At 72.5% G+C, this 24,391-nt stretch carries 18 protein-coding genes and 1 pseudogene; 3 read left to right on the top strand and 16 right to left on the bottom strand.

The features are described from left to right. Positions 1–11: 11 nt before the first annotated feature. The 6 genes from OG782_RS08145 to OG782_RS08120 all read right to left on the bottom strand — a co-directional run bounded on the left by OG782_RS08145 (position 12) and on the right by OG782_RS08120 (position 5,919). Entirely contained in the window at positions 12–1,037 is a 1,026-nt protein-coding gene (locus OG782_RS08145) for a VOC family protein (RefSeq protein ID WP_406448789.1), read from the bottom strand. Positions 1,038–1,144: 107 nt separating this feature from the next. Then, complete coding sequence (gene thpD / locus OG782_RS08140; protein WP_406448787.1) at positions 1,145–2,038, bottom strand: ectoine hydroxylase; 894 nt, start codon at positions 2,036–2,038, stop codon at positions 1,145–1,147. Positions 2,039–2,044: 6 nt separating this feature from the next. Beyond that, entirely contained in the window at positions 2,045–2,443 is a 399-nt protein-coding gene (locus OG782_RS08135; protein ID WP_356419625.1) for an ectoine synthase, read from the bottom strand. Between the two features lie 65 nt (positions 2,444–2,508). Beyond that, positions 2,509–3,771, bottom strand: coding sequence for a diaminobutyrate--2-oxoglutarate transaminase (ectB, locus tag OG782_RS08130; RefSeq protein ID WP_406448784.1), 1,263 nt, complete (start codon positions 3,769–3,771; stop codon positions 2,509–2,511). 191 nt (positions 3,772–3,962) lie between these two features. Continuing rightward, on the bottom strand, positions 3,963–4,493 hold the full coding sequence (gene ectA / locus OG782_RS08125; protein WP_406448782.1) for a diaminobutyrate acetyltransferase: 531 nt from the start codon (positions 4,491–4,493) through the stop codon (positions 3,963–3,965). Positions 4,494–4,812: 319 nt separating this feature from the next. Beyond that, complete coding sequence (locus OG782_RS08120) at positions 4,813–5,919, bottom strand: pyridoxal-phosphate-dependent aminotransferase family protein (protein WP_406448780.1); 1,107 nt, start codon at positions 5,917–5,919, stop codon at positions 4,813–4,815. Between the two features lie 158 nt (positions 5,920–6,077). Here OG782_RS08120 and OG782_RS08115 point away from each other — a divergent pair, with 158 nt between their 5' ends. Further along, positions 6,078–7,178 carry an amidohydrolase family protein gene (locus OG782_RS08115; protein ID WP_406448778.1) on the top strand — a complete coding sequence of 367 codons (1,101 nt, stop codon included), beginning with the start codon at positions 6,078–6,080 and terminating at the stop codon, positions 7,176–7,178. Positions 7,179–7,511: 333 nt separating this feature from the next. Further along, positions 7,512–8,672: an SCO1860 family LAETG-anchored protein gene (locus OG782_RS08110; RefSeq protein ID WP_406448776.1), complete on the top strand. Its 1,161-nt coding sequence runs from the start codon at positions 7,512–7,514 to the stop codon at positions 8,670–8,672. Positions 8,673–9,055: 383 nt separating this feature from the next. Here the strand turns inward: OG782_RS08110 and cobC are convergent. The 5 genes and pseudogenes from cobC to cobM form a co-directional block, all read right to left on the bottom strand. Beyond that, positions 9,056–10,165, bottom strand: a pseudogene (gene cobC, locus OG782_RS08105) (Rv2231c family pyridoxal phosphate-dependent protein CobC); the annotation flags it as partial. Next, positions 10,134–11,045 (bottom strand): sirohydrochlorin chelatase, encoded by a 912-nt coding sequence (locus tag OG782_RS08100; RefSeq protein WP_406448774.1) that lies wholly within the window; start codon positions 11,043–11,045, stop codon positions 10,134–10,136. The gene OG782_RS08100 and the pseudogene cobC, both read right to left, overlap by 32 nt. Positions 11,046–11,110: 65 nt before the next feature. Then, positions 11,111–12,835, bottom strand: a complete 1,725-nt coding sequence (gene cobJ / locus OG782_RS08095) for a precorrin-3B C(17)-methyltransferase (RefSeq protein WP_406448772.1) — start codon at positions 12,833–12,835, stop codon at positions 11,111–11,113. Continuing rightward, positions 12,832–14,088: a precorrin-6y C5,15-methyltransferase (decarboxylating) subunit CbiE gene (gene cbiE, locus OG782_RS08090; protein ID WP_406448770.1), complete on the bottom strand. Its 1,257-nt coding sequence runs from the start codon at positions 14,086–14,088 to the stop codon at positions 12,832–12,834. Before cbiE ends, cobJ begins: the two co-directional genes overlap by 4 nt. Continuing rightward, positions 14,085–14,933 carry a precorrin-4 C(11)-methyltransferase gene (gene cobM / locus OG782_RS08085; protein WP_406448768.1) on the bottom strand — a complete coding sequence of 283 codons (849 nt, stop codon included), beginning with the start codon at positions 14,931–14,933 and terminating at the stop codon, positions 14,085–14,087. The genes cbiE and cobM overlap by 4 nt, the downstream gene beginning before the upstream one ends. Positions 14,934–15,024: 91 nt before the next feature. Between cobM and OG782_RS08080 the strand changes: the two genes are divergently transcribed. Then, on the top strand, positions 15,025–15,747 hold the full coding sequence (locus OG782_RS08080) for a ZIP family metal transporter (RefSeq protein WP_406448766.1): 723 nt from the start codon (positions 15,025–15,027) through the stop codon (positions 15,745–15,747). 5 nt (positions 15,748–15,752) lie between these two features. Here OG782_RS08080 and cobI read toward each other — a convergent pair whose 3' ends face one another. From cobI to cobN, 5 genes are all read right to left on the bottom strand, one after another. Further along, on the bottom strand, positions 15,753–16,481 hold the full coding sequence (gene cobI, locus OG782_RS08075; RefSeq protein WP_406448764.1) for a precorrin-2 C(20)-methyltransferase: 729 nt from the start codon (positions 16,479–16,481) through the stop codon (positions 15,753–15,755). Continuing rightward, the gene (locus tag OG782_RS08070; RefSeq protein ID WP_406448762.1) at positions 16,478–17,968 is read right to left on the bottom strand and encodes a cobyrinate a,c-diamide synthase; all 1,491 of its coding nucleotides are present in this window, start codon (positions 17,966–17,968) and stop codon (positions 16,478–16,480) included. The genes cobI and OG782_RS08070 overlap by 4 nt, the downstream gene beginning before the upstream one ends. Continuing rightward, entirely contained in the window at positions 17,962–18,561 is a 600-nt protein-coding gene (gene cobO / locus OG782_RS08065; protein ID WP_406448760.1) for a cob(I)yrinic acid a,c-diamide adenosyltransferase, read from the bottom strand. Before cobO ends, OG782_RS08070 begins: the two co-directional genes overlap by 7 nt. Next, the gene (locus tag OG782_RS08060; protein WP_406448758.1) at positions 18,561–20,579 is read right to left on the bottom strand and encodes a putative cobaltochelatase; all 2,019 of its coding nucleotides are present in this window, start codon (positions 20,577–20,579) and stop codon (positions 18,561–18,563) included. The genes cobO and OG782_RS08060 overlap by 1 nt, the downstream gene beginning before the upstream one ends. A 148-nt stretch (positions 20,580–20,727) precedes the next feature. Then, positions 20,728–24,378, bottom strand: a complete 3,651-nt coding sequence (gene cobN, locus OG782_RS08055) for a cobaltochelatase subunit CobN (RefSeq protein ID WP_406458913.1) — start codon at positions 24,376–24,378, stop codon at positions 20,728–20,730. Positions 24,379–24,391: the final 13 nt, after the last annotated feature.

Genomic DNA, 24,391 nt, shown 5'->3' with positions numbered 1-24,391 from the left:
GCGCGCAGGCCCTACGGCTGCGGGGCCTCCTCCAGCGGCGCCCCGTGCCACTTCCACGACGTCACGCGCTCACGGCCCGGCAGATCCGCGCGGCCGGTGGCCCAGAGCAGGACGGTCCACCGGTCCTCGTCGGCCGGGGCGTCGGGGAAGAGGCGGGCCAGGACCCGGTCGCAGAGGTCGTTCGGCGGGGTCCAGGAGAGCGACAGACCGGCGGCGACGTCGTGGGTGTGCGCGAGGGTCTCCACGATGCCCATCGCGGCGAAGCCCTCCGGGTCCGAGACGCCGTAGGAGTGGAAGGAACGGACATCGGGGGAGGCCGTCCGCACCATCGCGGACAGCAGGGCGCCGCTCGCCTCCAGGGTCTGGAGCAGCCCGGCGGTTCCCGCCTCCGGGTTCGCGAAGACCGCGTTCCAGGGGCCGCCCTCGCGTTCCGGGGCCCAGCGATAGGGAACCTCGGTGTCCAGCGGGGGCCTGCGCGGGCCGAGCTGGACGGCGTACGCGAAGAGGTCGTCGCTCAGATGCTCCACGGTCTCCCAGCAGTCCCAGGTGAGGGTCCCCGCGGGAATGTGCCAGTCCTCGGCCGGTGACCGGCCGAGCGTGTCCACCGCCAGCCGTACCGCCGACGTCACGTCGTCCGCCGTGACCGGCAGCCTCTTTCCGGTCAGCCGTGCCCGCTCGCCCGCGCTGCACTCCACGCAGAACTCGTTGCCCTCCGGGTCGGCCAGGGTCGCCCAGCCCCGCCCGTTCGGCTTGCGGTGGTCGCCGACCAGGGTGGCACCGAGGGCGAGCAGCCGCTCGACCTCCTCGTCCCGGGTGCGGTCGTCCGGCTGGATGTCGACGTGAATGCGGTTCTTGGTGCTCTTGGGTTCGGGCACGGTGACGAACAACAGGGCGGCACGGGGGGTCTCGACGAGCGCCTCGGGGTCACCGGGGAGATCGTCGTCGGCCAGGGAGGCACCCAGCACCTCGGCCCAGAACGTGCCGAGCTTGTAGGCGTCGGCGCAGTCGACGGTGACGTGATGTACGTGTGAAGTCATGGGCCTCACTGTCGCTCGATGCCCATGCCCCGGTCCAGCGGGTTACGACGGCGGCATGGGGGCGGTACTGCGCCTCCGCCCCCACCCCGCCGACGCCGCGTCAGTTTCTACTTCACCGGCGTGAAGTCGCGTGCCCCGATGAACTCCGGGCGGCGCACGGGCGCCGCGAACGGCTCCTGGGCCCTGTTCTCCACGCTGTTGAACACGATGAAGACGTTGCTGCGCGGGTACGGGGTGATGTTGTCCCCCGAACCGTGCATGCAGTTGCAGTCGAACCAGGTCGCCGAACCGGCCGCGCCCGTGAAGAGCCTGATGCCGTGCCGGTCGGCCATCCTCGTCAGCGCCCCGTCGGACGGGGTGCCCGCGTCCTGCATCCGCAGCGACTTCTTGTAGTTGTCCTTCGGCGTCTCGCCCGCGCAGCCGAGGAACGACTTGTGCGAGCCGGGCATGATCATCAGCCCGCCGTTGGTGTCGTGGTTCGCCGTCAGCGCGATCGACACCGACACGGCCCGCATGTTCGGCAGACCGTCCTCTGCGTGCCAGGTCTCGAAGTCCGAGTGCCAGTAGAACCCCGAGGCGCCGAACCCCGGCTTGACGTTGATCCGGGACTGGTGGACGTACACGTCCGAGCCGAGGATCTGGCGGGCCCGGCCCACCACCCGCTCGTCGCTGACGAGCCGGGCGAAGACCTCGCTGATCCGGTGGACCTCGAAGACCGACCGTACGGAGTCCGACTTCGGCTCGATGACCGAGCGCTCGTCGGCGCGTACCGCCGGATCGGCGATCAGCCGCTCCAGCTCGGCGTGGTAGCCGGCCACCTCGTCCGGCGTGATCAGCTGGTCGACGGTGAGGAATCCGTCGCGCTCGAAGCCCTGGAGATCCTTCACGGCGACCGGACCCGGTGCGCCCGGCGCGGACCAGATGACCGGGTCCTGGCGGGGAGTGGTCATCTCGGCGGCGCCGCGCGAGGGGTACAGGTCGGCGCGTACATCAGTGGTCATGGTGGTTCAGCCCTCCTCGGTCAGCAGTGGGTAGACACCGTTCTCGTCGTGGTCCTCCCGTCCGGTGACGGGAGGGTTGAAGACGCAGACGCAGCGGAAGTCCGTCTTCGGGCGCAGGGTGTGGTGCTCGTGCCCGTTCAGCAGGTACATCGTGCCGGGGGAGATCCAGTGCTTCTCGCCGGTCTCGTCGTCGGTGAGTTCGGCCTCGCCCTCGGTGCACAGCACGGCCTCGATGTGGTTGGCGTACCACATCGAGGTCTCCGTGCCCGCGTACAGCACGGTCTCGTGGAGCGAGAAGCCCACCTTCTCCTTGGCGAGCACGATGCGCTTGCTCTCCCAGGTTCCGGAGGCGGCCTTCACATGCCGGTCGGTGTTCTCGATGTCACTGAACGATCGGACGATCACGGTGGGTCGGTGCCTTTCTCTCTGCAACGGTGTTTCTCGGCGGGGCCGTTCGGGACGGCCCCGGGTCAGGCGGTCTCGCGGACGCAGCGGGCCAGGGTGCGCAGGCCCTCGTCCAGTTCCTCGGGGGTGATGGTCAGCGGCGGCAGCAGCTTCACGACCTCGCTCCGCGGGCCGGAGGTCTCCAGCAGCAGCCCCAGCTCGAAGGCGCGGGCGCAGACGGCCGACGCACGCTCCGGGTCGTCGAACTCCAGCCCCCACACCAGTCCGCGGCCGCGGAACCGCGCGGTGTCGTGCTCGCCGCAGATGGCGAGCAGCGCCGACTCGACCTGCTCGCCGCGGGCCAGCGTCTGCTTCTCCATCTGGCCGTCGGCCCAGTAGGCGTCGAGCGCGGCGGCGGCGGTGACGAACGCCGGGTTGTTGCCGCGGAAGGTGCCGTTGTGCTCGCCCGGCTCCCAGATGTCCAGTTCCGGCTTGAACAGGCAGAGCGACATGGGCAGTCCGTAGCCGCTGATGGACTTCGACAGCGTCACGATGTCCGGCGTGATGCCGGCCTCCTCGAAGGAGAAGAAGCCGCCGGTACGGCCGCAGCCCATCTGGATGTCGTCGACGATGAGCAGCATGTCCTGGCGGTGGCACAGGTCCTGGAGCGCGCGCAGCCACTCGGTGCGGGCGACGTTGATGCCGCCCTCGCCCTGGACGGTCTCCACGATCACGGCGGCGGGCTTGTTGAGCCCGGAACCCTGGTCCTCCAGGAGCCGCTCGAACCAGATGAAGTCGGGGACCTGGCCGTCGAAGTAGTTGTCGAACGGCATCGGCGTGCCGTGCACCAGCGGAATGCCGGCGCCGGCCCGCTTGAAGGCGTTGCCGGTCACGGCCAGCGAGCCGAGCGACATGCCGTGGAAGGCGTTGGTGAACGAGACGACGGACTCGCGGCCCTTGACCTTGCGGGCCAGCTTCAGCGCCGACTCGACGGCGTTGGTGCCGGTCGGGCCGGGGAACATCACCTTGTACGGCAGGTCCCGGGGGCGCAGGATCACGTGTCGGAACGTTTCGAGGAACGCCCGTTTGGCGGTGGTCGCCATGTCGAGGCCGTGGGTGATGCCGTCGCGCTCGATGTAGTCGATCAGCGCGCGTTTCAGCACCGGGTTGTTGTGGCCGTAGTTGAGCGAGCCGGCTCCGGCGAAGAAGTCGAGGTAGGAGTGGCCGTCCTCGTCGGTCAGCCGGGCGCCCTGCGCGCGGTCGAAGACGGCGGGCCAGCCGCGGCAGTAGCTGCGGACCTCGGACTCCAGGGTCTCGAAGACGCTGAGGGCGGGCGGGGTGATGGTCACAGCGGGTCTCCTGCGTGAGGGGGGTTGTGACGGGCGACGGCGGTGGACGTGGCTGCGACGGACCTGCTGCCCGTCGGCGCGAGTGCGTGCGACGGACCTGCTGCCCGTCGGCGCGAGTGCGTGCGACGGACCTGCGGCCCGTCGGCGCGAGTGCGTGCGACGGACCTGCTGTCCGTCGGCGCGAGTGCTGCTCAGGCGTGGAACGGGCCGATGCGGTAGAGCACTTCCGGCAGATGGGTGCCCTCGGGGAACAGCCCGCCGTCAAAGAGCACCTCGCGCTCCAGTGCCACGTCGTGGCGCTGCGCATAGGAGGTGAACAGGCGGTCCGACGCGGTGTTGTCCGGCGTGACGGTCGTCTCGACCGAGGCGAGGCCCTGCTCCGCGGCGACACGCGCGGTCAGCTCGTCCAGCAGCTTCGCCGCCAGGCCGCTGCCGCGGTGGCCGTGGTCGACGGCCACCTGCCAGACGACGAGCGTCTCGGGGCGGTCGGGCCTGATGTACCCCGTCACGAAGGCGACCGGGCTGCCGGTCTCGTCGCGGGCGACCACGGAGGTCGCCGCGAAGTCACGGCACCACAGCAGGTAGCTGTACGAGGAGTTGAGGTCCAGGACCTCGGAGTCGCGGGCAATGCGCCAGATCGCGGCTCCGTCCTCCACTCGCGGGGTGTCGATAGTGATGAATTCGCTTCGGGCACGGGCAAAATCTGCTGGTGCGGCGGTCATGCGAATTGAATTTACCCAGCAAATTCCGAAATTGCATCGACGCAGGGGGTTGGGTGGCGCGACGCTTTGTGTTATCACGCGAGCGTGCGCCCAGGCGCGAATCGGTTACGTTATCTGCCGATTTGGTCTGCATTTATCCGGCATAATGCCCCGGGTGTGGAGTCGGTCACAAGGTCGTAACTCTCGTGAGACGCAACCGAATTACCTGGTCCGAACGGCCGGGAAACTGGGGTGTTTAGCCTTCGTGAAACCGGGCAGAAGAATGCGGGGAGCTGCTCTGAATAAAGCAGCTCCCCGCATTCTTTGAATGGGGCGGAATCTATTCGCTGAGCCAGGTTTCCGAAACGGCCTTGCGGGCAGCTTCCAGATCGACCTGCCGGCCCGTATCGGCCAGTGCCGCCCCCAGAGCCGCGAGCGAGGAGAGCACCGCGCCCCGCGTCGCATCCACCCCGTAGTGATTGACCCGGATCATCTCCTTGGACAGCGCCCCGCCCCCCGCGATCAGCGGCAGCGACGGGTCGGCCGCGAGCGCCTGCGCGACCAGGTCCGCCGCGTCCACACCCTCCGGCGCCCGCAGCGTGGTCGCCACCGGCGCCGCGTCCGCCGCCTCGTGCACGTACGGGGCCAGGCCGCCGCCCAGCGCCACCGCACCGGCCCGGGTGGCCGCGGCCGCCGCGGCATGACGGGCGATCAGCGCGTCCAGGCCCTCCGCCTCGATCCGCTCCACGCAGGCCTCCAGCGCCAGCATCTCCAGCTGGGCCGGGGCGTGCAGCAGCGCCTTGCGGCCGCCGTCGATCCAGCGCTCCTTCCAGTCCAGCAAGGAGAGGTAGGAGCGGCGCGGCGCCTGCGGGTTGGCGGCGATCCGCTCCCAGGCGCGCGCACTCACCGACACCGCGGACACCCCGGCCGGACCGCCCATCGCCTTCTGCGCGCCGATCACGCACAGGTCCACGCCCCATACGTCCGGCAGCAGCGGCTCGGCGCCCACCGAGGCGACGGCGTCCAGCATGAACAGCGCCCCGTGCGCACGGACGACCTCACCGATCTCCGCGACCGGGTTGGTGTTGCCGGTCGCGGCCTCCGCGTGGACCAGCGAGACGAAGTCGATCTCCGGGTGCGCGGCCAGCGCCTCGGCTACCTGGCCGGCGGTGACGGCCGTGTGGAAGGGCACCTCGAGATCGATGACCTCGGCGCCGCAGTCGCGCAGCCAGTTGCCGAAGGTCTGCCCGTACGGACCCGTGACGACGTTCAGCGCGGTCGAACCGGGCCGGGCGCCGCCCCTGATGCAGCCTTCGAGGGGCAGGAGTGCCTCGCCCTGCATGATGACGACGTCCTGCTCGGTGGCGAGAAGACCGGCCACCCGCCGCTCGATCGCCGCGAAGTGCGCGGCGGTGAGCGGGGTCAGGTCGAGGAAGGGGTGCGTCACGGTGGTGCTCTCTTCGCGATCGGATCGGTGTGCGGCCCGGCCTGCGGACCGGGCTTGCTCCGAGAGTACCGAGCGCTCCGGGGACGGCCCGGACCCGTCCGCCGGATCGGGCGGGACAGGGCTCGGCGTCCCGTCCGCCGCCTCGTACAGTGCTGTCCATGAGCGATCACGAGGCGCCTCGGGTGCTGCAGGTGAAGGGGCGGGTACTCGTCGGACCCGAGGAGGTCAGGGACGAGCTCTGGGCGGTCGACGGCCGCATCTCGTACGAGCGGCCGGCCGGCGCGGACGACGCGACCGTCATCACCGGCTGGGCCCTGCCGGGACTGGTCGACGCCCACTGCCACGTCGGGCTCGACCACCACGGCGCCGTCGACGCGGCGACCACCGAGAAGCAGGCCCTCGACGACCGGGAGGCCGGTGCGCTGCTCCTGCGGGACGCGGGCTCGCCCGCCGACACCCGCTGGATCGACGGCCGCGAGGACCTGCCGAAGATCATCAGGGCCGGCCGGCACATCGCCAGGACCCGGCGCTACACCCGTAACTACGCCCATGAGATCGAGCCCGACGAGCTCGTGGCCTACGTCGCGCAGGAAGCGCGCCGCGGCGACGGCTGGGTGAAGCTGGTCGGCGACTGGATCGACCGGGAGGTGGGCGACCTGACCGCCTGCTGGCCCCGCGAGGAGGTCGGGGCGGCCATCGCCGAGGCGCACCGCCTGGGCGCCCGGGTCACCGCGCACTGCTTCGCCGAGGACTCGCTGCGCGACCTCGTCGAAGCCGGGATCGACTGCGTCGAACATGCGACGGGGCTGACCGAGGAGACCATCCCGCTCTTCGCGGAGCGCGGCGTCGCGATCGTCCCCACCCTGGTCAACATCGCCACCTTCCCCTCCCTCGCGCAGGGCGGCGACGCCAAGTACCCCCGCTGGTCCGCCCATATGCGCCGGCTGCACGAGCGCCGTTACGACACCGTGCGCGCCGCCTACGACGCCGGGGTTCCGGTGTTCGTCGGCACCGACGCCGGCGGGGTGCTCGCCCACGGTCTGGTGGCCGACGAGGTCGCGGAGCTCGTCAAAGCGGGCATCCCGGCCCTGGAGGCGCTGTCCGCGACGACCTGGGGCGCCCGCGCCTGGCTCGGCAGGCCCGGTCTGGAGGAAGGCGCCCCGGCCGACCTGGTGGTGTACGACCAGGACCCGCGGGCGGACGTCCGCGTGCTGGCGGCCCCGCGCCGGGTCGTGCTGAACGGGCGCGTGATCGGCTGATCCGGGTGACCCGGGCCCGGACGGGGCCGGGGTGCACCGTGTTGACCGGCAGTTACCGGGGGCCGGCCCGCTCGTTGAATCATTTCTGTCCACTCCGGCGCGATCGCCCTCCGGGCCTCCCGCGCTCGGTGAAAAGGGTGAACTCGAGGAACGTACGTGCCGGGATAATCGAATAAAGGCACGGAAACCCCCCTTTGGAGTGAACTCCCTTCAGGTGTCCGCCAGTTCACTCTCTGTGCGTAAAGATTCACGGAGTCGAGGCCACCGGTGCCCGCGATGTCCCCCATTGGACGGCGCCGGTGGCTCCATGTCTCTTGTGGGGGTTCCACCATCTTGAACAGCAACACCTTCCGCCTCGCCGCCCTGGCGGTCGCCGCCGCTCCCGTCGCCCTGCTGGTCGCCGTCCCGGCGCAGGCGACCGCCGCGACCACCACCACGACCGCGCGCGACGGGAAGGCGAGCGCGGTCGTGCTCCGTACCGCACTCGACGTCTCGCTCCTGAACAAGACGATCGATGTGCCGCTCAAGGTCACGCTCAACGAGGTGCAGGCCCCTCGCAGTGCCGAGAAGACCGCGCTGAGCGTGAAGCTCGACGGGGTGGAGGGCGGAAGGCCGGTCAGTGTGCTGAGGGCCGACGTGGCCACGGCGAGCGCGACCGTCGGCAAGCACCGCGCCGAGGGGTACAGCAATGTCGTCAAGGCGCGGCTGCACCTGCCCGGTCTGCCGCTGCTCTCGCTGGTCGAGGTGGAGCAGGTCACCTCCAAGGCGGTCTGCGAGGTGGGCCGCAAGCCGGTCGCGGAGTCGAATGTGCTGGGTCATGTGAAGGTCCTCGGCCAGCGGATCACCCTCTCCGCCGGAGGCACCACGAAGGTCTCCGTGCCGGGTGTCGGCGAGGTGACCCTCGACCTGTCGAAGACGAGCACCACCTCGCGTACCGCCGCTGCGGCAGCCCTCCAGCTGAAGGTCTCGGTCAACCCGTTCGACCTGAACGTCGCCGATGTGAAGGGAGAGGTCACACTCGCCGAGGCCACCTGCGAGACCCCGAAGAGGGGCGGCACGGGCGGCGGGAGCAACGGCGGCTCGACGGACGGGGGTTCGGGCAACGGCGGCTCCGGCAACGGCGGCTCGACGGACGGTGGCTCGGGCAACGGCGGTTCGTCCGGCGGCGGTTCGACCGACGGTGGCTCGGGCAACGGCGGTTCGTCCGGCGGCGGTTCGACCGACGGTGGCTCCGGCAACGGTGGTTCGACCGACGGCGGCAGCTCCGGCGGCTCCGGCAGCGGCGGCACTGGTGGCAGTGGTGGCTCGACCGGTGACACCGGAGGCGACGTCAAGCCCCAGACCGGCACCGGTCATGCGCCCGCCGTCGTCGACGGCGACCTCGCCGAGACGGGCAGCAGCTCCACCACGCCCTACATCGCGGGTGGTGCGGCCTTCCTGCTGGCGCTCGGCGCCGGCGCGATGATCGTCGCCCGGCGACGTGCGCAGGACTGACGCCCGGGGGAGGGAATCGGGGCCCGAGGGGGCGGCCGGGGGGCCGTAGGGGGAGAAGGGGGCGGTGAGCGGTGCTCCGGATGGGAAGCACCGCTCACCGTTCGGTACTCCGTATAGGAAGCACCGCTCACCGTTCGGTGCGGGTCACCGCCTGGTGAGCGGTGACCCGCACCTGAAGCGCCGCTCACCATTCGGTGCAGGTCACCGGACCGTGAGCGGTGACCCGCACATGAAGCACCGCTCACTATTCGGTGCAGGTCACCGGACCGTGAGCAGTGCTCCACACAGGAAGCCCCGCTCACCGCCCGGCCCGCTCACCGCCCGCCCCGTTCGCCGCCCGGCCCCGCTCAGCGCCCGCCCCGTTCGCCGCCCGGTCGGGGGTGTCACCGGCCGACCGTGGTCAGTGCCTGGAGTGCCTGGTCGAGCGCCTGCACCAAACGGTTGGTCGTCGTCCGGTCCCGCACGGCCAGCCGCAGCCACTCGGGGCCGAGCCCCGGAAACGTATCGCCGCGCCGGGCCGCGAAGCCCAGCATCCGCAGCCGCTCGCGTATCTCCGCGCCCCGCTCCAGCCGGATCAGCACGAACGGTCCCTCCGCCGGTTCCACCACGTGTATCTCGGTGAACTCCCGCAGCCCGGCGCCCAGATGGCAGCGGTCCACCACGACACGGTCCGCCGCCGCGGCCGCCTCGGCCAGCGCCCGCGGCTCCACACACGCCTCGGCCGCCGCCAGCGCCGGGGACGACACCGGCCACAGCGGCTGCGCCTCCTCCAGCCTGCGCACGGTCTCCGGCGCGGCCGCCACGTAACCGATCCGCAGCCCGGCCAGCCCCCACGTCTTGGTGAGGCTGCGCAGGACCACGAGACCCGGGATGTCCGTACGGCCGCACAGCGCCTCGCGCTCGCCCGGCACCGCGTCCATGAACGCCTCGTCGACCACCAGCGTCCGCCCCGGACGTGCCAGTCGCTCCAGTACGGCTGCCGGATGGAGCACGGACGTCGGGTTGGTCGGATTGCCGATGACCACCAGGTCCGCGTCGGCCGGTACGGCGGCCGGATCCAGCCGGAAGCCGTCCCCGGCCCGCAGCAGCACCCGCCCCACCTCGTGCCCGGCCGCACGCAGCGCCGCCTCCGGCTCGGTGAACTGCGGATGGACGACGACCGGGCGCCGGGCCGGCAGCGCGCGTGCGATCAGCACGAACGCCTCCGCCGCACCGGCCGTCAACAGGACTCGTTCCGGCGGCAGTCCGTGCCGCGCGGCGACCGCCGCACGCGCCTGACGCCCGTCCGGATAGGCGGCGAGCTCGCCCAGGGACGCGACTATTCGCTCCTTCAGCCAGGCCGGTGGGGTACCGGCCCGTACGTTGACGGCGAGATCGGTCAGATCCCGGCCCCGTCCCCGTACCTCCGCGTCACCGTGGTGCCGCAGATCGTGCGCGCCCGCGCCTGTCGCGTCGGGGCGTTCAGTGGGAGTGTGCATGACCGCCATGGTGGGGGTGGTGGTGATGGCCGTCGTCGTCAGGGTGGAAGTGCGGCTGCTGCGGCAGTCCCACCTTGTCCTCGAAGCCCGGCAGTGCGATCCGGTACACGCAAGAGTCGCAGTTCATCCGCAGATCGCCCTTGACGGCCTCCCGGTAGCGCTCCATGACCAGTTCGAGCAGTTCCTCCGCGGCGCCGATCACCTCGGCCGGCCGGACGTCGAGCTCCGGGTGGGCGGCGGCCCACTCCTCGGTCTGGTGACGCACCCGGTCCGGCAGGATCCCGGTGAAGAGGAAGTACGGCAGGACGACTATGCGCCCCGCACCCAGCTTCACGCAACGGTCCAGACCGGACGGCACATCGGGGGCGGCCAGCGAGACGAACGCCGTCTCCACACCCGCGTAGCCCCGGCCCTCCCAGAACAGCCTCGCCGCCTTGTACACCTCGGCGTTGGCGTCCGGGTCGGTGGAACCGCGCCCCACCAGCAGGACGGTCACCTCGGAACGGTCGGTGTCGCCCAGCACCTCGTCGACCCGCCGCTCCAGCACCTTCAGCAGCGCCGGGTGCGGGCCGAGCGGACGCCCGTAGGTGTACGAGATGCCCGGGTGGCGCTCCTTCTCACGGGTCAGCGCCGCCGGGATGTCGCCCTTGGCGTGGCCGGCCGACACCAGCATCAGCGGAACGGCGGCGAAGCGCTTGACGCCCCGCTCGACGAGCTCGGTCACGGCGTCGCCGAGCGGTGGCGGCGACAGCTCGATGAATCCGCCCGCGACGGGCAGCTGCGGGTTACGGGCGCCGAGTTCGGCCACGAAGTCACGGAACGCGGCGGCCCCGCCCTCGTCCCGGGTGCCGTGACCGGCGATGAGCAGGGCGGGCTGTGCGGACGGGGTGTTCACGTGTTCTCTCTCCTGATGTTCACGGGGGGTGGGACGAGGTTCGACGGGGCGGATCACGGGGCGGATCACGGGGCCGGCTCCCCGGCAGGGCCGGCCGTGGCCGACTGCCAGCGGTAGCCGCGCGGGGTGACCATGCGGCCCGCGATCTCGCGGGTGGCCGTGTTGCCGACGGTGACGACGGTCATCATGTCGACGGTCGCGGGGTCCAGCGCCGCCAGCGACGTCACCCGGCTGGACTCGTCGGGGCGCGAGGCGTTGCGCACGACACCGACCGGCGTGGCCGGCTCCCGGTGCCCGGACAGGATCGACAGCGCCTTGGGCAGCTGCCAGTCGCGGCCCCGGCTGCGCGGGTTGTAGAACGTGACGATGATGTCGGCCTCGGCCGCGGCCCGTACCCGGCGCTCGATGACCTCCCACGGCGTGTGCAGGTCGGAGAGGCTGATCGACACATGGTCGTGGCCCAGCGGGGCGCCCAGGATCGCGGCCGCCGCCAGCGCGGCCGTCACCCCCGGCACACCCACCACATCGATGTCCGCGCCCGCCTCGGCCAGCGCGGGCGACGCCATCGCGTACACACCCGCGTCACCACTGCCGATCAGCGCCACCGCATGCCCCTTGCGCGCTTCGGCGACCGCGGTGCGGGCCCGCTCCTCCTCGGCGCCGAGCCCCGATTCCAGCAGCGTGGTGCCGGGCCGCAGCAGGTCCCTGATCTGGTCGACGTACTGGTCGAGCCCGACCAGCACCGACGCCCGCCGCAGCTCGTCGCGGGCGCGCGGCGTCAGCAGATCGCGGGCCCCGGGGCCGAGCCCCACGACGGCGAGCCGCCCGCGCGGGGTCCGGCGGACCACGGCGCACGTCGCCATCGCCGCCCGCCCCTCAGGCCGCGACTTCCGCTTCGGTACGAGGAGTTCACCGCCTCCGGCGAGCGCCGCGGCCTCCGCCACCGAGGGTGTGCCGACGGCGGCGAGCGGTGCGTCGGAGGGGTGCGGCACCTGGATCCGGGCCAGCTCGTCGGCCGGGTACGTACGCAGCGGCACACCGAGTTCCGCGGCGGCGGTCACGATCCCCGGCTCCCCGGCCTTCGCGTCCACGGTCACCAGCTCCGCGATGCTCGACGGCGAGAGACCGGCCCCCTCCAGAGCGTCCCGGATCAGCCCGAGCACCTCGTCGGCGGGCGCGTCCCTGGACGCGCCGACCCCGACGGCGAGCGAGGCCGGCCGCACCACGGCCTCCCGCGCCCCGAGCTCCACGACCCGGTCGGTGAGGTGCAGCACCGCCGCGCCCTGGTTCGCCGGGCCCACGTTCGGCGGCAGGGCGGGCAACGGCCACACCGCGTCCGCCCGCAGGGCCACCGGGGCACCGTCGAGCATCGCCCGCGACACCCCCGCGACGTCCCCCTCCACGGGCAGCCCCAGCATGTCGAGACCGGGCACGCCCACCGCGTCCGTCGCCGTCGTCACGACCGGCGCCGCGCCCAGCACCTCGCCGACCGCCACCGCCAGGGCGTTCGCCCCGCCGGCGTGCCCGCCGAGCAGGGCCACCGCATGGCGCCCCGCCTCGTCGACGCAGACGACGCCGGGGTCCGCCGACTTGTCCGTGAGCAGCGGGGCGACCAGCCGGACCACGGCCCCCGTCGCCAGGAAGCACACCAGCTGCTCGCACTCGGCGAACGCCCGCCGCACGGCCTCGCGCACCGGGCCGTCGTAGACCACGGCGCGGCCGGGCCAGGCCGCGGCCAGCCGGTCGCGGGCGACGGCGCCCGCCGCCGTGGCGGAGATCAGGCCGATCACTGGATTGCTCCTTCACTTGCACGAACCGCGGGGCGGACGCCCCACAGCAGAAAGACCGGATTGGCCGCGGCGAGCCGGGTCACGTCACCGGGCAGCGGCGCCAGCCGGGACGACTGGAGCAGCACCCCTTCGGGCTCGAACCCGGCGGCGGCCAGCGCCGTACGCACCGGCCCCACCCGGTCCAGGGCCGCCACCGCGACCACCACGGAACGCCGAGCCCGCCGGGCGCACGCCGTCACGATCGCGGGCAGCTCACTGCCGCCGCCCCCGATGAACACCGCGTCGGGGTCCGCCAGATCGGACAGCACTATGGGCGCGGCACCGTGCACCGCCCGCACGTACACGCCGTGCGCCGCGGCGTTCGCCCGGATCCGCTCGACCCCGTCCGCCGTCTTCTCGACGGCCACGGCAGCCGCGCCGAGCCGCGCGCACTCCACCGCCACCGACCCCGAACCGGCACCGATGTCCCACACCAGATCACCGGTACGCGGCCCGAGCCGGGCCAGCGCCAGCGCCCGCACCTCGAACTTCGTGATCATCGAGTCGCGATGGGCGAACTCCGCCTCGTGCAGCGCCCATCCGGGCGGACCCGCGGCCGGACCCGCCACCGTCCGTACCGGAGACAGGGCCCGCGACTCGTCCAGGCACAGCACCACACTCACCGGATCCGGCCACGGGCGGGCGGCCGCCTCCCGGGGCGTGAGCCGCTCGACGCGCTCGCGCTCCGGGTCCCCGAGCGCCGTCGCGACGACCAGGGTGCGTTCCTCGCTGTGGTGCAGCAGCCCGGCCGCCAGCTCCGCGGGCCCGGCGCCCGGCCCCGTCAGCACGGCGACCTTGGGGTGCGCGAGGCACACGTTCACCGCGGTCCGCGGATCACGCCCGTGCGCGCTGACGACCACCGCGTCGTCCCACGGAACGCCCAGCCGGGCGAACGCCACGGCGATCGACGGCGCACCCGGCCGCACATCGAGCGCCGCGGGCCCGAACCGCTCCGCCAGCGCCCGCACGATCCCGAAGAACCCCGGATCCCCGGACGCGAGCACCACCACCCGGGCACCGTTCCCGGCCAGGTGCTCGCCGATCCGGTCGAGCGCCGGGGCCAGCGGACCCAGCACCACCCGCCCGGCATCCGCCGGCAGTGCGGCACCGTCCAGATGACGCCCGGCCCCGACCACCAGCGTGGCCCCGGCCAGCGCCCGGACGGCATCGGGGGAGAGCGGCGCCCCCGTCCCCGTACCGAAGACCCGGATCACGAGCCGGACCGCTGGGCGCGCAACTCGGCCCGCGCCGCCTTGTCGGCCTTGCGGTACCCGTGGAAATGCCCCGGGTGGTACAGGTGCGAACGGGTCCCCGACGCCGACAGGGCCGGGCCGACCAGGAAGAGCGTGTGCTTCCAGAGCTTGTGCTCCTTGACCGTGGCCTCCAGCGTCTCGATCGTGCAGTGCAGGATCAGCTCCTCCGGCCACGTCGCCTGGTACGCGATCACGACCGGCGTGGACGTCGGGTAGCCGCCCTCCAGCAGCTCCTGCGTCAGCTGACCGGACCGGGCGGCCGAGAGGAACAGCGCCATCGTCGTGCCGTGCCGGGCGAACTCCCGCACCTCCTCACCGGGCGGCATCGGCGTCTTGCCGCCGCCGAGCCGGGTCAGGATCACCGACTGCGCCACCTCCGGGATCGTCAGCTCGCGCTGCGCGATGGCCGCGACCGCCGAGAACGACGACACACCGGGCACGATCTCGACCGCGACGCCCAGCTCACCGCACCGGTCGACCTGCTCCTGCGTGCCGCCCCACAGCGCCGGATCGCCGGAGTGGATGCGCGCCACCTTCAGCCCCTCGTCCGCCGCACGCCGGTACACCGCGACGACCTCTTCGAGGGACATCTGCGCGGAGTCGAGGATCTCGGCACCCTCCCGGGCGTGATCGAGGACCTCCGCCTGCACCAGGCTGGCCGCCCAGATGACGATGTCGGCGTCCGCGATGGCCCGCGCCGCCCGGAAGGTCAGCAGATCGGCGGCGCCGGGGCCGGCACCGACGAACGTCACGGTGCCACGGGTGGGCGCGGCGACCGCGGCGGCTGCGTCGACTGCTTCGGACATGGGACGGGTCCTTTCGGGAAGTGACATACGGGAAGAGGGTCGTGGGCACCCGGAGATGCGCACACCGGGGTCAATCGGCTAGCAAGAGCCCATGGCGGTGTTCGTCGCGCTCGGCGCGTTCCTGATGACCCTGGCCGGCGGCTGGGTCGCCCAGCGCGTCACCGACCGCCGCCACCTGGTACTCGGATTCGCCGGCGGACTGATGCTCGGCGTGGTCGGCCTCGACCTGCTGCCGGAGGCGATCGATGCCGCGGGCGGCCTCGTCTTCGGCGTACCAGCCGCCCTGCTGCTGTTCGTGGGCGGCTTCCTCGTCGCCCATCTGGTGGAGCGTCTGCTCGCGGTACGCCAGGCGGCACACGGGGCCGGCGAGGAACGCGTACCCCAGGTCGGGCTCACGGCGGCGGCCGCGATGGTCGGCCACAGCCTGATGGACGGCGTGGCGCTCGGCGCGGCCTTCCAGGTCGGCGGCGGCATGGGAGCGGCCGTCGCGCTCGCCGTCATCACCCACGACTTCGCCGACGGCTTCAACACGTACACGATCACCAGCCTGTACGGGAACGACCGCCGCAAGGCCCTGACGATGCTGTACGCGGACGCGGCGGCGCCCGTCATCGGCGCGGCGACGACACTCCTGTTCACCCTTCCGGAGGAACTCCTCGGCTGCTATCTCGGCTTCTTCGGCGGCGCGCTCCTCTACCTGGCCGCCGCCGAGATCCTGCCCGAGGCACACCACGACCACCCGGCCCGCTCCACCCTGCTGTGCACGGTGGCCGGAGTGGGCTTCATCTGGCTGGTGGTGGGCATCGCGCAGTGACCGGCTCACAACTTGCCGCCCCGCCCGCCGTCGCGCGGCGCGGGCGCGATCAGCGTGGAGAGATACGGCAACGGGCCGTCCGCCAGCTCAGCCGCCGGCCGGATCGACTCCTCCGGCAGCCCGAGTGCCGAACCCCACACCGCGTCCTCGGTCCGCCCCGTCTCGCGCAACGCCGTGGCGACCTCCTCGGCGAGCCGCCCGAACTTGTACGCGACGACGGTCCCCGGACCCTCCAGCGCCTGCTTCAGCACCGCGGCCCCCGCCGTCACCGGCACCAGCGTCAACGGCTCGGTGCCCTCGGTCAGCACCGCACCGCTGCGCGCGGCCAGATCCTGCATCGCCGTGATCCCCGGCACCGTCACCACGGCCGTACCCGGCAACAGCTCACCGATCGTGTGCGCGAGGTACGTGAACGTCGAGTACACATTGGGGTCGCCGATCGTCGCGAACGCCACCGAACCACGCGTACGCAGCAACTCCGCGACCCGCGCCCCCGCCGCGTCCCACGCAGCCTCCCGGCGCGCCCGGTCCGTCCGCTCGTTGAGCGCGAACACGACCCGCACGACCTTCTCGGCCCCGACGTAGTGCAGCACGGTCGCCTCGGCACGCCCCCGCTCACCCGTGTCCATCACGGGCACCACGACAACGGCGGCGTCACGCAGCGCGTTGACACCCTTGACGGTCACCAGCTCCGGATCACCGGGACCGACCCCGACCCCGACCAGTGTGTTCATCCTTTGCACCTCTCCACGAATCGGCGGGCCGTTCCGGGCGCCGAAGCCCAATGCGTATGCAGATAACTCGCGTGCACGCCCTGCTGCACAAAGCCCTCGACGCGCCGCTCCGGCTGATGCATGCCCCAGGCCGGCGCCTCCCCGGCGCCGGGCTCCAGCACGGTGCGGTGGAACTCGTGCCCGCGCATCCGCGTCCCCGTAGCCGCCAGCACGCTGTCGGAGACCGCCACGGCGTCCCGGTAGCCGAGCGTCAGCCGCTCGGACATCCGGGCCCCGGCGTCCAGCACCCCGCACATCGGAAGCCCGTCGAGCGACCGCGCCAGATACAGCAGCCCCGCACACTCGGCGGCCACCGGAGCACCCGAGAGCGCCAGCTCCGCAACGGCCTTGCGCAACGGCTCGTTGGCCGACAGCTCGGACGCGTACACCTCGGGAAACCCGCCCCCTATGACGAGCCCCCGCGTCCCTTCGGGCAACGCCTCGTCCCGCAACGGATCGAACGGCACGACGGTGGCCCCGGCGGCGGTGAGCAACTCACTGTGCTCGGCATAGGAGAAGGTGAACGCGGCCCCGGAGGCGACGGCAACCACCACTTCCGGCCTCGCCGGCGTACCTTCCAGCCCCTCCAGGGCCCGATCCATCCCCTCCGGCGTGCTTTCCAGCCCCTCCGGCGTTTGAGGAGCGGGGGTCCGGGGGCGGAGCCCCCGGTTACGGGAAGGGGCGGGGAGGGGAACAGGCCCGCCGCAGGCGCCCACCGCCTCCGCCGCACTCCACACCGCACCCGGCACGGGAGGCGCGGACCGTGCCAAAGCCAGGACCGCGTCCAGGTCACACCCCGCCACCACCTGCCCCCGCATCGCCGCGACAGCGCCCACCGCATCGCCCCGCCGCTCAGCCACCGGCACCAGCCCCAGATGCCGCGACGGCACCGCCACCTGCTCGGCCCGCCGCAACACCCCCAGCACGGGCACCCCGGACTCGTCCAGGGCCTCCCGCAGCAACGCCTCGTGCCGGTCGGACCCCACCTTGTTCAGGATCACGCCGCCGATCCGCACCTGCGTGTCCCACGAGGCGAAGCCGTGCACGAGGGCCGCCACGGACCGCGACTGCGACGACGCGTCCACGACCAGCACCACCGGCGCCCGCAACAACTTCGCGACCTGCGCGGTCGAAGCGAGCTCACCCTGCCCGGACGCCCCGTCGTACAGCCCCATCACGCCCTCGACGACCGCCAGGTCGCACCGCTGCGCACCGTGCGCGAACAGCGGAGCGATCAGCTCCGGCCCGCACATGTACGCGTCGAGATTGCGGCCCGGCCGCCCCGTGGCAAGGGTGTGGTAGCCCGGATCGATGTAGTCGGGCCCCACCTTGTGCCCGGACACGGCGAGCCCCCGCCCGGCGAAGGCGGCCATCAGACCCGTCGCGACGGTCGTCTTGCCGCTGCCGGACGACGGCGCGGCAATGACCAGGCGCGGAACGTTCACCACTCGATGCCCCTCTGGCCCTTCTGCCCGGCGTCCATCGGGTGCTTGACCTTCGACATGTCGGTGACCAGGTCGGCGGCGTCCACGAGCGCGGCGGGCGCGTTGCGCCCGGTGATCACCACGTGCTGGCTGCCCGGCCGCCGGCGCAGCACCTCGACGACCTCATCGGTGTCGACCCACCCCCAGTGCATCGGGTAGGCGAACTCGTCGAGGACGTACAGCCGGTACGTCTCCGCCGCCAGATCGCGCTTGACCTGCTCCCAGCCCTCCCGCGCGGCCGCCTCGTTGTCCAGCTGCTGATCGCGCTGGACCCAGGACCAGCCCTCGCCCATCTTGTGCCAGGCGACGGTCCCGCCCTCGCCGCTCGCGCCGAGGACCTTCAGCGCGTTCTCCTCGCCGACCTTCCACTTGGCCGACTTCACGAACTGGAAGATCCCGATGGGCCACCCCTGATTCCAGGCGCGCAGCGCGAGCCCGAAGGCAGCCGTCGACTTCCCCTTGCCGATACCGGTGTGCACCACCAGCAGCGGCCGGTTGCGGCGCTGCCGGGTGGTGAGCCCGTCGTCCGGCACGGTGGTCGGCTGTCCCTGCGGCATTACGCGGCCCTCCTGCTGTAGCTCTGAACGTCCTTGACCAGCCCGGCGATCGACTCTGCCCGCAGCTCCTCGAGCGTGACGGCGGTGCCGCCCAGCTCGCCTGCGAGGCTCACCGCGAGCCCGAGCCGCACCGGCCCCGACTCGCAGTCCACGACGACGGAGGCGATGCCATCGGCCTCATGCAGCCGCGCCGCCCGCGCGGCCAGCGCCACCGGCTCCGGCCCCCCGGTGGCCCGCCCGTCGGTCACCACGACCAGCAACGGCCGCCGCGAGGGATCGCGCAGCCGCTCCACCCGCAGCACGTCATGGGCCTTCAGCAGCCCGGCGGCCACCGGGGTGCGCCCGCCGGTCGGCAGCATCTCCAGCCGCGCGGCCGCCGCGTCCACGGACGACGTCGGCGGCAGCACCACCTCGGCGTCCTTGCCCCGGAAGGTGATCAGCCCGACCTTGTCGCGCCGCTGGTAGGCATCCATCAGCAGGGACAGCACCGCACCCTTCACAGCGGTCATCCGCTGCCGGGCGGCCATCGACCCGGACGCGTCCACGACGAACAGCACGAGGTTCCCCTCGCGCCCTTCCCGCACCGCCTGCCGCAGATCGTCCCGCCGCACCACCAGCCCCCGGCCCGACCGGCCCCGCGCCCGTTGATGCGGGGCGGCGGCCTGCACGGTCGCGGCCAGATGCAGCTTGGTCAGCGCACCCTGCGGACGCCGCGCACCGGTCGTCCGCCCGTGCTCGGTACGCGCCCGGGACCGCCGCCCCGCCGCGCCCTCGCCCAGACCGGGCACGCTCAGCATCTTCGTACGGAACGGCTCACCGGCCCGCACGGGCTGCTGCTCGCCGCTTCCGCCCGTCGGCCCCTGTTCCTTCTCCCCGCCCTGCTCGGGGACGGACTGCGCGGGCGTGTCGTCGGCCCCGCCCTCGCCCTGCGGCGGCGTGTCGGGCCCGTCGCCCTCCGGCGGCCGGCCCCCGCCACCGGGCCCGTCCGGGTCCGGATCGTCGTCCTCGGAGCTGTTCTGCTCCAGCGTGTCGTCGAGCTTGTCCTCGTCGAGCCCCGGCGCGTCGAAAGGATTGCGCCGGCGCCGGTGGGGGAGCGCGAGCAGGGCGGCCTGCCGCACGTCCTCGGCGAGCACATCGGTACGCCCCGCCCAGGCGGCGAGCGCCGTGGCGGTCCGGGCCATCACGATGTCGGCCCGCATCCCGTCGACCTCGAAGGCGGCGCAGGTGGCAGCGATCTGCCGCAACGCGCCGTCACCGAGCCGTACTTGCGGCAGCAGTGCCCGCGCCCCGATGATCCTGGCCCGCAACGCGGCTTCCTCGTCGGCCCACTGGGCGGCGAAGGCGGCCGGATCGTCGTCGTACGCGAGCCGCCGCCGCACCACCTCGACCCGCAGATCGGTCTCACGGGAGGCGGCGACCTCGACGGTCAGCCCGAAGCGGTCGAGGAGTTGGGGCCTGAGCTCCCCTTCCTCCGGGTTCATGGTCCCGACCAGCAGGAAGCGCGCGGCATGCCGTACGGAGACGCCTTCGCGCTCCACGTACGAGGCACCCATGGCGGCCGCGTCCAGCAACAGGTCGACCAGGTGGTCATGGAGGAGATTGACCTCGTCGACGTACAGGATCCCGCGATGCGCGTCGGCGAGCAGCCCCGGCTCGAAGGCCTTCACGCCCTCGGCGAGCGCCCGCTCGATGTCGAGCGCCCCGACGAGCCGGTCCTCGGAGGCGCCGACGGGCAGCTCCACGGTCCGCGCGGCCCGCGACACGCCGGACCCGGCCTCGTGGGGCCCGTCGGGACACGCCGGATCGGGCGCGTCCGGGGCGCAGGAGAACCGGCATCCGGGGACGACGGCCACCTCCGGCATGAGGGCGGCCAGGGCGCGCACGGCGGTGGACTTCGCGGTGCCCTTCTCGCCGCGCACGAGGACGCCGCCGACGGCGGGGCTCACCGCGTTGAGCAGCAGCCCGAGCCGGAGATCGTCCTGCCCGACGATGGCGGTGAAGGGATAAGGCGTACTCACGAGACCTCCTTGACGAGGGCGAATCGATGCCCCTCCGGGGCACAACCCAGCCCCTCCGGCGATTGGGGAGCGGGGTCCGGGGCGGAGCCCCGGTTCGGGAAGGGGCGGGTAGGGGACAGACCCGCCACAGGCGCCACGCAACGCCCGCTCACTCGTCCCCCTCCAGGTCGCCCTCGAGCTCCAGATACGTCGCCCGCAGCCGCTCCAGCGTCTCCGCGTCCGGCTCCGCCCACAGCCCCCGCTCGGCCGCCTCCAGCAACCGCTCCGAAATCCCGCGCAACGCCCAGGGGTTGGACTTCTTCATGAAGTCCCGATTGGTCTCGTCGAACACGTACTCCGCGGACAACTTCTCGTACATCCAGTCGTCGACGACCCCCGCCGTCGCGTCGTACCCGAACAGGTAGTCCACGGTCGCCGCCATCTCGAAGGCGCCCTTGTACCCGTGCCGCCGCATGGCCGCCATCCAGCGCGGGTTGACCACCCGCGCCCGGAACACACGGTGGGTCTCCTCGCCGAGCGTCCGCGTCTTCACCTGGTCCGGCGTGGCCGAATCCCCCACGTACGCCTCGGGCGACTCCCCGGTCAGATGCCGCACCATGGCGACCATGCCACCGTGGTACTGGAAGTAGTCGTCGGCATCCACCAAGTCGTGTTCCCGCGTGTCGACGTTCTTCGCCGCCACCGCGATCCGCCGGAACGCCGTCTCCATGTCCCCGCGCGCCGCCCGCCCATCGAGCCCGCGCCCGTACGCGTAACCGCCCCAGACCGCGTACACCTCGGCCAGGTCCGCATCGCTGCGCCAGTTCCGCGCGTCGATCAGCGGCAGCAGCCCCGCCCCGTACGCGCCCGGCTTCGAGCCGAAGATGCGTGCCGTGGCCCGTCGGCGGTCACCGTGCTCCGCGGTGTCCTCGTCGGCGTGCGCCCGTACGTAGTTGGCGTCGGCCGGCTCGTCCAGCTCCGCCACCGCCCGTACCGCGTCGTCGATCAGCCCCACCACGTGCGGGAACGCGTCCCGGAAGAAGCCCGAGATGCGGACCGTCACATCGATGCGCGGCCGGCCCAGCTCGCTCACCGGCACCACCTCGAAGCCGGTCACCCGGCGCGAGGCGTCGTCCCACACCGGGCGGCAGCCGAGCAGCGCCAGGATCTCCGCGATGTCGTCGCCCTGGGTGCGCATGGCGGAGGTGCCCCACACGGTGAGGCCGACCGACTTCGGGTAGTCGCCCGTGTCGGCGAGGTACCGGGCGATCAGCGAGTCCGCGAGCGACTGGCCGACCTCCCACGACAGCCGGGACGGAATCGCCTTCGGGTCCACGGAGTAGAAGTTGCGTCCGGTCGGCAGGACGTTGACGAGTCCGCGCGTCGGCGAACCCGAGGGCCCCGCCGGGACGAAGCCGCCGTCCAGCGCCAGCAGGATGTGATCGATCTCGTCCGTCGTGCGGGCCAGCCGGGGCACGACCTCCTCGCAGGCGAAGCCCAGGACGGCGACGGCGTCAGGGAGTTCGAACCCAAGCACCTCCCGCGCCAGGCCGGCCACCGCCGAGAGCTCCCAGCCGCGTGCCTCCATGCCCTCCGCGAGGCGGCGGCACAGCTGCTCCAGCAGGTCGATCGCGTCCGCGCCCGTCCGTGCCGGGCCGTCCACCAGCTCGCTCAGCTCGGCGGGCACCTTCACGGCCGCGCCCGGCTCGGCCAGCAGCTCCTTCTCGCTGAGCCCGAAGTGTTCGGCGATGGCCGCCCGCAGACCCGGCAGCGCGTTCGCCGTACCGCCCCACACCTGCGAGGCGCGCAGCACCGCGAGGACCAGGTTGACCCGGGCCTCGTCGACCGGGCCGCCGCCCAGGATGTGCAGGCCGTCGCGGATCTGGACGTCCTTGATCTCGCAGAGGTAGCCGTCGATGTGCATGACGAACGAGTCGAAGTCGTCGTCGCCCGGCTGCGCGTCGACATGCAGGTCGTGGTGCAGCTCCGCGGCCTTGACCAGCGTCCAGATCTGCGCCCGTACCGCAGGCGCCTTGGCCGGGTCCAGGTCGCTGACCAGCGCGTACTCGTCGAGCAGTTGTTCCAGTTTGGCCAGGTCGCCGTAGGTGTCGGCGCGGGCCATCGGCGGCACCAGGTGGTCCACCACGGTGGCGTGGCCGCGGCGCTTGGCCTGGGTGCCCTCGCCCGGGTCGTTGACGATGAACGGGTAGATCAGCGGGAGTTCGCCGAGGACCGCGTCGGGGCCGCAGCCGGCGGACAGGCCGAGGCCCTTGCCGGGCAGCCACTCCATCGTGCCGTGCTTGCCCATGTGGACGACGGCGTCCGCGCCGAAGGTGTTCTCCAGCCAGCGGTAGGTGGCCAGGTAGTGGTGCGAGGGCGGCATGTCCGGGTCGTGGTAGATCGCGATCGGGTTCTCGCCGAAGCCGCGCGGCGGCTGGATCAGCACCACCACGTTCCCGAACTGGAGCGAGGCGAGGACGATGTCGTCGCCGTCCAGGTACAACTGGCCCGGCGGCTCGCCCCAGTGCTCCAGCATGGAATCCCGCATCGCCGGGTCCAGCTTCGCGAACCACTCCCGGTAGTCCGCCAGCGGCACCCGCGCGGGGGCTGCCGCGAGCTGCTCCTCGGTCAGCCACTCCACGTCGTGGCCACCGGCGTTGATGAGGCGGTGGATCAGCTCGTCGCCGTTGTCCGGGTGGCCCTCGACCCCGTAACCGGCGTCACGCAGGGCGTCCAGGACACGGACGGCGGAGGCGGGTGTGTCCAGGCCGACCGCGTTGCCGACGCGGGAGTGCTTGGTGGGGTAGGCGGTGAAGACCAGGGCGAGCTTCTTCTCGGCGTTGGTCTTGTGCTTGAGGACGGCGTGGCGCACGGCGATCCCGGCGACGCGGGCCGCGCGCTCGGGGTCGGCGCGGTAGACGGGCACCTCGTCCGGGCCCTGCTCCTTGAAGGAGAACGGCACGGTGATCAGCCGCCCGTCGAACTCCGGGATGGCGACCTGCATCGCCGCGTCCATGGGGGAGAGCGCGGCGTCCGACGCGTCCCATGCGGCCCGCGAGGACGTCAGGCAGAGCCCCTGCAGCACCGGCACGTTCAGATCGGCGAGCGCGCCGATGTCCCAGGCCTCGTCGTCGCCCCCGGCGGAGGCGTCCGACGCCCGGGTGCCGCCGGCCGCGAGCACCGTGGCGACCAGGGCGTCGGCCCGGCCGAGCAGCTCGTACAGTCCGGCGTCGGCGCCGCGCAGCGAACCGCAGTACACGGGCAGGGCGTTGGCGCCGCGCGCCTCGACGGCGTCGCACAGCACATCGACGAACGAGGTGTTGCCGGAGAGGTGGTGCGCCCGGTAGAAGAGCACGCCGACGGTCGGGCGGCCCTCGGTGAACGTACGGCTGCCGTGGAGCCCCCACTCGGGCATCTTCAGCGGTCCGGCGAAGCCGTGCCCGGTCAGCAGGACGGTGTCGGAGAGGAAGAGGGCCAGCTCGGCGAGGTTGTCCGGCCCGCCCTCCACCAGGTAGCGCAGCGCCTCGGCGACGACCCCGGCCGGTACGGACGAGTCCGCCATCAGCTCCGCGTCCGGCACGGACTCACCGCCGAGCAGCACGGTCGGGATGCCCGACGCCTTCAGGACCGCGAGCCCGTCCTCCCAGGCGCGCTTGCCGCCCAGCAGGCGGACCACGGCGACGGAGGATCCCTCGATCAGCGCGGGCAGTTCCTCCCGGGCGTCGATACGGGTCGGGTTGCCGATCCGGAAGGGCGCGCCGGAGGCGCGGGCGGCGAGGAGATCCGTGTCGGCGGTCGACAACAGCAGCACGGTGCTCAGCGGGGCGTTCGAC

This window comes from Streptomyces sp. NBC_00876 (assembly GCF_045207435.1).
In the GTDB taxonomy this organism is placed as follows: domain Bacteria; phylum Actinomycetota; class Actinomycetes; order Streptomycetales; family Streptomycetaceae; genus Streptomyces.
Note: the sequence above shows the minus strand (reverse complement) of the source record. Positions and strands in the feature narration are given on the sequence as shown.

Coding starts and splice junctions, on each gene's coding strand:
- cobM (WP_406448768.1), bottom strand. CDS start 14,933: ATGTCCGAAGCAGTCGACGCAGCCGCCGCGGTCGCCGCGCCCACCCGT.
- OG782_RS08145 (WP_406448789.1), bottom strand. CDS start 1,037: ATGACTTCACACGTACATCACGTCACCGTCGACTGCGCCGACGCCTAC.
- cobI (WP_406448764.1), bottom strand. CDS start 16,481: ATGAACACACTGGTCGGGGTCGGGGTCGGTCCCGGTGATCCGGAGCTG.
- OG782_RS08080 (WP_406448766.1), top strand. CDS start 15,025: ATGGCGGTGTTCGTCGCGCTCGGCGCGTTCCTGATGACCCTGGCCGGC.
- cobO (WP_406448760.1), bottom strand. CDS start 18,561: ATGCCGCAGGGACAGCCGACCACCGTGCCGGACGACGGGCTCACCACC.
- OG782_RS08115 (WP_406448778.1), top strand. CDS start 6,078: ATGAGCGATCACGAGGCGCCTCGGGTGCTGCAGGTGAAGGGGCGGGTA.
- ectA (WP_406448782.1), bottom strand. CDS start 4,493: ATGACCGCCGCACCAGCAGATTTTGCCCGTGCCCGAAGCGAATTCATC.
- thpD (WP_406448787.1), bottom strand. CDS start 2,038: ATGACCACTGATGTACGCGCCGACCTGTACCCCTCGCGCGGCGCCGCC.